This is a genomic window from Micromonospora sp. NPDC006431 (assembly GCF_042870725.1).
Lineage (GTDB): Bacteria > Actinomycetota > Actinomycetes > Mycobacteriales > Micromonosporaceae > Micromonospora.
This window is the reverse complement of the sequence record NZ_JBIAHQ010000059.1, coordinates 1-6,181: the sequence shown is the minus strand read 5'-3', so window position 1 is coordinate 6,181 and position 6,181 is coordinate 1. Positions and strand designations below refer to the sequence as shown.

7 protein-coding genes are annotated in these 6,181 nt (G+C 70.5%); 4 read left to right on the top strand and 3 right to left on the bottom strand.

Annotated elements, in window-relative coordinates:
- Positions 1-52 precede the first annotated feature (52 nt).
- Positions 53-1,186, bottom strand: coding sequence for a helix-turn-helix transcriptional regulator (locus ACFYM6_RS35825; RefSeq protein WP_387281930.1), 1,134 nt, complete (start codon positions 1,184-1,186; stop codon positions 53-55).
- 251 nt (positions 1,187-1,437) lie between these two features.
- Here ACFYM6_RS35825 and ACFYM6_RS35820 point away from each other — a divergent pair, with 251 nt between their 5' ends.
- The 3 genes from ACFYM6_RS35820 to ACFYM6_RS35810 are packed head-to-tail and all read left to right on the top strand — an operon-like array spanning position 1,438 to position 3,163.
- Entirely contained in the window at positions 1,438-1,701 is a 264-nt protein-coding gene (locus tag ACFYM6_RS35820) for a hypothetical protein (RefSeq protein WP_387281928.1), read from the top strand.
- Positions 1,698-2,903: an FAD-binding oxidoreductase gene (locus ACFYM6_RS35815; protein WP_387281926.1), complete on the top strand. Its 1,206-nt coding sequence runs from the start codon at positions 1,698-1,700 to the stop codon at positions 2,901-2,903. The genes ACFYM6_RS35820 and ACFYM6_RS35815 overlap by 4 nt, the downstream gene beginning before the upstream one ends.
- Positions 2,900-3,163 carry a hypothetical protein gene (locus ACFYM6_RS35810; RefSeq protein WP_387281924.1) on the top strand — a complete coding sequence of 88 codons (264 nt, stop codon included), beginning with the start codon at positions 2,900-2,902 and terminating at the stop codon, positions 3,161-3,163. Before ACFYM6_RS35815 ends, ACFYM6_RS35810 begins: the two co-directional genes overlap by 4 nt.
- Before the next feature lie 146 nt (positions 3,164-3,309).
- On the opposite strand, the gene ACFYM6_RS35805 is transcribed toward ACFYM6_RS35810, so the two are convergent.
- Together ACFYM6_RS35805 and ACFYM6_RS35800 are read right to left on the bottom strand one after the other, a co-directional pair.
- A complete protein-coding gene (locus tag ACFYM6_RS35805; RefSeq protein ID WP_387281922.1) occupies positions 3,310-4,521 on the bottom strand; it encodes an RNA polymerase sigma factor in 1,212 nt (403 codons plus the stop codon).
- Between the two features lie 23 nt (positions 4,522-4,544).
- A complete protein-coding gene (locus ACFYM6_RS35800) occupies positions 4,545-4,907 on the bottom strand; it encodes a YciI family protein (RefSeq protein ID WP_387281920.1) in 363 nt (120 codons plus the stop codon).
- Positions 4,908-5,267: 360 nt separating this feature from the next.
- Here ACFYM6_RS35800 and ACFYM6_RS35795 point away from each other — a divergent pair, with 360 nt between their 5' ends.
- The gene (locus ACFYM6_RS35795) at positions 5,268-5,708 is read left to right on the top strand and encodes a DUF6069 family protein (protein WP_387281918.1); all 441 of its coding nucleotides are present in this window, start codon (positions 5,268-5,270) and stop codon (positions 5,706-5,708) included.
- The last annotated feature ends 473 nt before the right edge of the window (positions 5,709-6,181 follow it).

Genomic DNA, 6,181 nt, shown 5'->3' with positions numbered 1-6,181 from the left:
TAGGAAGGCCGTGCCTGTTCACCACCCCTGGGCCGACCCGTAAGCGCACACCTCACCAGGCCAAACAAAGATCAACTAACTTTGCTTTGCTTCTGGATATCGACCTGTCGCGAGCCGACATCATCGCCGCTGCCGCCAGGTCGACATGAACCTGTGCCCTGCGGCCAACCAGCACCGTCGGCAGTCGGGAGGTATCGAGGCGCGTCCCGATCTCCAGGGCCTGATCCGCACTCCCCGCTCGGACTGCTGCGGAGACCGCGTGAATGACAACGTTCGTCGGCCCGAAGCCGGTCCACAGCCGGTTGCGGTCAGCACCGAGCGTCGTCGCCAGCCCGTCGGCCTGCGCTAGGAACCGAGCTGCATCCTTCGGCTTGCCCTGCCCAGCTGTCATCACTGCGGCCCGAAGCAGCAGGGCTCCCTGAGCGGACAGCAGGTCAGGATCGGTCGTGGGCCCAGTAGAGGCCAAGCGCTCAATGCTGGTCCGCACGACCTGCTCGGCTTCGGCCGCTCTCCCAGGCAGCCGCGTGAGACCACACGCTGCCTGGTACGCCGCGACCGCCGCCAACGCCTGGTCGTCGGCGAATCTTGCGGCGGTGGAAGCCCGATCGGCGGTCAGCATGGCGGTCTCGCCGTCACCGACCTTCCCAGCAAGCTTCGACGCAGCAATGTAGGCGGCGGCGAGCAGCCGAAAGGCACTCCTGCGATGAAGACCGGCCGACCGGCTGGACAACTCCGCCGCCTGGCCGAGCACATCCGGCAGCAGGCGGGCTGCCGACGTGTAGCTCGCTCGCTGGTAGAGGCTGTGCACCCGGCCCACAGCTCGCCGCACCTCGACAAGCGACTGAGCCGGCCGAGCCGGGGCCGCCAAATAACTGGTGAGGAACGCCCGGAGGCCGCTCAGCAGCTCAGGCCGAGCAGCAGCGGAAGCGGGATCCCGAGCGTCGTCTCCCATGGCCTGCCCTCGATGCGCTGCCACCGATACGTCGACGAGCATGTCGTCGAGCTGTTCGAGCGTAACTCCCAGCGCGGAGGCGATCCGACTTCGGTGCCATGGCTGCGGATCAGTCTCGGCGTTTTCCCAGCGCACCACGGTTGACCGCTCCACGCCGAGGATGCCGGCCAGGCGCTCCTGGCTGTACCCGAGGGCCTTGCGCCGCTGACAGAGCCGGTGTCGTTTCAGGGCCACGCCCGATCTCCCTCCGTTCTGCCGCCACTGTAGTAACACTCCGTCGATCGGGCGGGTACGCAGGCGCCTCATTTCTGCGCCATACAGGCCCCTTCGGCGCTGTGGTTCCTGGTCAGCACTACGCCGAGGCTGGGCGCATGGCCCGGGGCGGGTGCTGGGCTCCGGCGATACCGCGTCCCCCGATCGCGGATCCGCCGTCCCCGCCCGCCCCGGTGCCGCTCCACGCATCACACCGCCGGAGGCGCCCACCGATGTCCGCCGTACTCGCCGACTTTCCCGTCCTCACCCCGGTCACCGATGAGGACCTGGCCCTCGCCACACGGGCCGTCCGCGTCCACGCGCCGGAGCCGTGGCCGCATGGCCTGCTCTGCCGCAGCGAACGCGTCCCGTACCCGTGCCGCCTGGCCCGCTGGGGCCACGCCACCCTCGACGCCGCCGGCCTCACCGCCGAACAGCTGACCGGGAGCATTTTCCAAATGGAAAATCGGAGCGAGGCCAAGGACCAGACCCGATGACCGAGCCGGAAGCACGCGAGGCGGTCGCCCGCTGGCTGAGCCTGGTGGCGGCGGACGCGGACCTGTCCCCATACCTGATTGGGGTGGACTGGGACCGGCTGAAGGCGCACCTGGCGCGGTCGCTGACCTGCGTGACCGGCGGCGAGCCCGAGATCCCGTGCCTGGGCTGGTCGGAGGCGCAGCACCGGCGCGCGGTCGACTACCTGACCGGGGTGCTGGAAACGCAGGCCACCGTGAGCGCCGCCAGCTTCTGGGAGGCGGTGGAGAACCGCTGCCCCGGCCTGCTGCCGGAGCGGGAGGCCCCACTGCTCCACGCCGCGCTGCACCAGCTCGTGAGCGGACCCGACGACCGCCCCAACAGGTTGGCGCTGCTGGCGGTGCTCGGCCGCGCGTACCGTCGCTTTGGCCTGCGCCCGGCGCACGCCGCCGTCATCGACGACGCGCTACAGGCCACGGTGCCCTGGCAAAAGGTCGAGCGGGTCGCCGGGCGGGTGGGTGACGGCCCGGCCTGGTGGCCGGCCGAGGTGATCGGCCACGATCGGGCCTGCGACGGGGTCGCCATCCTGACGGTACGGCCGTGGCGGCGGCTGCCGTTCCGGCCCGGCCAGGCGGTGCCGGTCTGCTCGCCGCGCCGGCCTGGGCGGTGGCGCTGGCTCTGCCCGGCGAACGCGCCGCGCCCGGACGGCACCGTCGAGCTGCACGTCCGCGCGGTGCGCGGCGGCGCCGTCTCCACCAGCCTGGTTCATGAGGTACGCCCCGGCGAGCAGCTCCACCTCGGCCCGCCGGTCGACACCGGGCTGAGCCTGGTCGACGGTGACCTGCTGCTGCTGCTGCTGGTGGCTGGCGGCACCGGGCTGGCGCCGCTGCGCGCCCTCATCGAGCAGGTCGCCGCCGACCCGGGCGGCCGGCGAGTGACCCTGGTCGTCGGGGCCCGCTCGGTGGAGAGCCTGTACGACGCGGTCACCCTCGACAAGCTGCGCCACGACTGGCTGACGATCGTGCCGGCGTTCTCCCACGATTCTTTGGCAGAGCCGGGGGAGCGAGGCGACGCGCTCACCGTCGCCCTCGACCACCTGCGCCCCGACCAGGCGGTGTACGTGTGCGGGCCGCCGGCGATGCTGGCCGGGTCGCGGCTGCGGCTGCTCGCCGCCGGGGTGCCGGCCGAGCGGATCCACCTGCCGGAACGGATCCCGTGGCGATGACCGTCTATCGCAGCCGCCACGCGTTGGACGGGCCGCTCACCCCGGAGCGGATCGTTGCCGTGCCGATCCCGCTGGCCCGGCGCGGCCGGCGCGGCTACCGGGTCGACGAGGTCGACGCGCTGTTGCACCGGCTCGCCTACGAGCTGAGAGTACGGTCCCGGGAGCGGGACGAGGCCCGCGCCGAGAATCGGCGCATCAAGGACGCGCTGCGGAGGTGGCAGTCGGCCGAGGCGTCGCGGAGGCTTGAGAGAGTGTTGTGATACCTCAACGTGATCTTCGCTGACTGTGTCGGCGAAGATCACGTCTGTGTCGCTGTGTCTGTAAGCCGGCGTCGAGTCGTCGTTGACTGATGGGCACAGCCACCAGGGCGGCGAGGCGATCGGCTACGACGCCGGCAAACGCACTCTCAGACCAACTCGCCGCGCTTCCTGCTCAGGTAGGCGCACTCGGCGGAGTTCTGGGTGGCGGCGATCGCGGCGTCGTACGCCTCCTTCGCCTCGGCGCTCCGGCCAAGCCTGCGGAGCAGGTCGGCGCGGGTGGCGTGCCACGCGTGGTAGCCCGTGAGCGGCAGCCGGTCGACCAGAGCGAGAGCGACCTCCGGGCCGTCCAGCTCGGCGACCGCGACCGCGCGGTTGAGTGCGACGATCGGCGACGGGTCGAGCCGGGTCAGCTGGTCGTACAGCGCGACGACCTGTGACCAGTCAGTGTCCGGCGCCGTGGGGGCGTCGGTGTGGACGGCGTTGATCGCGGCGAGTATCTGGTAGCGGCCGGGTCGGTTGATCGCGAGGCACTCGCGGACCAGGTCGTGGCCCTCGTCGATCAGGGCGCGGTCCCAGCCGGCGCGGTCCTGCTCATCGAGCGGGACCAGCTGCCCATTCCGCACGCGGGCCTCACGCCGGGCCTCGGTGAGCACCAGCAGCCCGAGCAGACCGGCCACCTCCGGCTCCTCGGGGAGCAGATGGCGGAGGATCCGCGTCAGCCGGATTGCCTCGCCGGTGAGCTCGGCTCGAATCGGGTCGCCATCGCCGGTGGCGAGGTAGCCCTCGTTGAAGACGAGGAACAGCACCGCCAGCACGCCGCCGAGCCGCTCGGGGAGGTCGGCGGCCTCGGGCACCCGGTAGGGCAACTTCGCCGACGAGATCTTCTTCTTCGCCCGGGTGATCCGCTGCGCCATCGTGGTCTCTGGCACGAGAAACGCCTGCGCGATCTCGGCCACGGTCAGCCCACCGAGCAGCCGGAGCGTCAGCGCGATCCGCGCTTCCGGTGCCAGCGCCGGGTGGCAGCAGGTGAAGAGCAGCCGCAACCGGTCGTCCTCGACTGGGCCGGTGGGCTCGTGGGGCGTGTCGTCGTGGTACATGATGGCCGCCTGATGCTTGGCGTCGCGCTGTTTCTCCCGGCGGATCCGGTCGATCGCGCGGTTGCCCGCGGTGATGGTGAGCCAGCCGCCGGGGTTGGGAGGTACGCCGGACTCCGGCCAATTCTCCAGCGCGGCCACGAGCGCCTCGCCCGCCGCTTCCTCCGCGATGTCGATGTCACCGAAGCGGCGGACGAGCGAGGCGATCAGGCGGCCGTACTCCTCGCGGAAGACCCGCTCGACGGCCGCCGTTGCGGGCTGCATCGATAGTCGCCGGTCGCGCTGGCTCAGGCGAGGCCGTCGAACGGACGGACCTCGACCTTGCCCCGGCACGCCTTGGACCCCTCGGCCGCGAGCTTGAGCGCCACGTCGAGGTCGGGTGCGTCAATGACCCAGAAGCCCCCGATGACCTCCTTGGTTTCGAGGTAGGGGCCGTCGGTGATCACCGGCGTCTCGCCCTGGCCGTCCACGACGGTCGCCGTCAACGCCGGCTGAAGCCCACCGGCGAAGACCCAGTAGCCATCGGCGTGCAGCTTGTCATTGAAGGCGCCGGTCGCGGCGAACGCCTCCTCCATCTCCTCCTTGGAGCCGTAGTTGCCGAACTCGTCCATCTCGGCGGGGCCGTGCACGGCCAGCAGGTAGTGCGTCATCCCACATCTCCTCAGTTCCGGCGGTCCCGATGACTGCCTTCCACCTCACCACGAACGGCGTCCTGCCGATACGACAACCTGCCCCGGAAACCTTGCGATCGTGTTCTTCGTCGGCCAACCGCACGTCCTGCGCCAAGCACAGGACGTTCGTGTGCTCAGCCGCGCCTTCGTGTAGGGCGTACCCGACTGGCTGCGCCGGCGTCACAGCCGGGTCCCGCGCCGGCCCGTCCCGACGCTGCGTCACCGCGCACCGACCCGTAGAACTTTCTTCTCGCGACCTGTCGAATCCGGACCCGCCCGTTCGTGGAATGGGTGTGAGCGGGTCGCACCGGGCGACCTGCCGAGGAAACGGAGCCCGACATGTCCACCAACCAGGTCCCCACCCGCGTAGCCCCCAACGCGCCGGCCCCGGCCACCGAGCGACAGCCGGTGTGGAAGCACGGCATCGCCGCAGCCGTCGTCGCCTCGGTCACCACGACCGTCCTCGCGGCGGTCGCGTCGGCCGCCGGGATCTCGTTCGCCGACAGCACCGGCGCGAGCATCCCGATCGCCGGGTTCGCGCAGCTGACGCTGGTCTTCTCGCTCGTCGGCGTCGGCATCGCCGCCGTCATGGCGCGCAAGGCACGCCGGCCACGGCGCACCTTCGTGCGAACAGCGGTCGCCCTGACCGCGCTGTCCGTCGTCCCGGACCTCACGTTCGGATTCGACGCCGGCTCCGCGGCCACCCTGATCACGCTGCACACCGTCGCCGCCGCGATCGTGGTGCCGACCCTGGCGGGGCGGCTCGCCCCCACACGCTGACCCGGCTCGAACCGTGCCACTGCCCTTTCGCCGGGCCGGCGTCATCAGTCCCACCCCACTCCACCGCCACCCCGGTTGCGGTCGTGAAGACGCCGGCGACCTGACGAAAGGGCAGATGGCCGCGTTCGCACGAGGGCTCGCCGCGTATTAAAACCCGACATACAACTACCTTGCCGGAGCCCTGCCACTATGGTGCGTTGCCACCGTAGTTGAGCCGGAGCCATCGGAGAAATACTTCCGCTCGTGTAACGGACTGGCCGCAAATGCCCGACGGAGCCACTACGGTCACGGACGGCAGCCAAGACCATCAGAAGTGGCGGCCCGCATGCGAACCAAGAATGTGTGCCTCGCCCCGGAATCCAGAACGGACAGAGACTTAGAGGCCGCGCAAATAGGTCAGTGGGGATCGGGCGGGTAGGAGACGGGCACAGACATCAGTGATCATGAAGGTTCCTACGCCTAGTGATCACTGG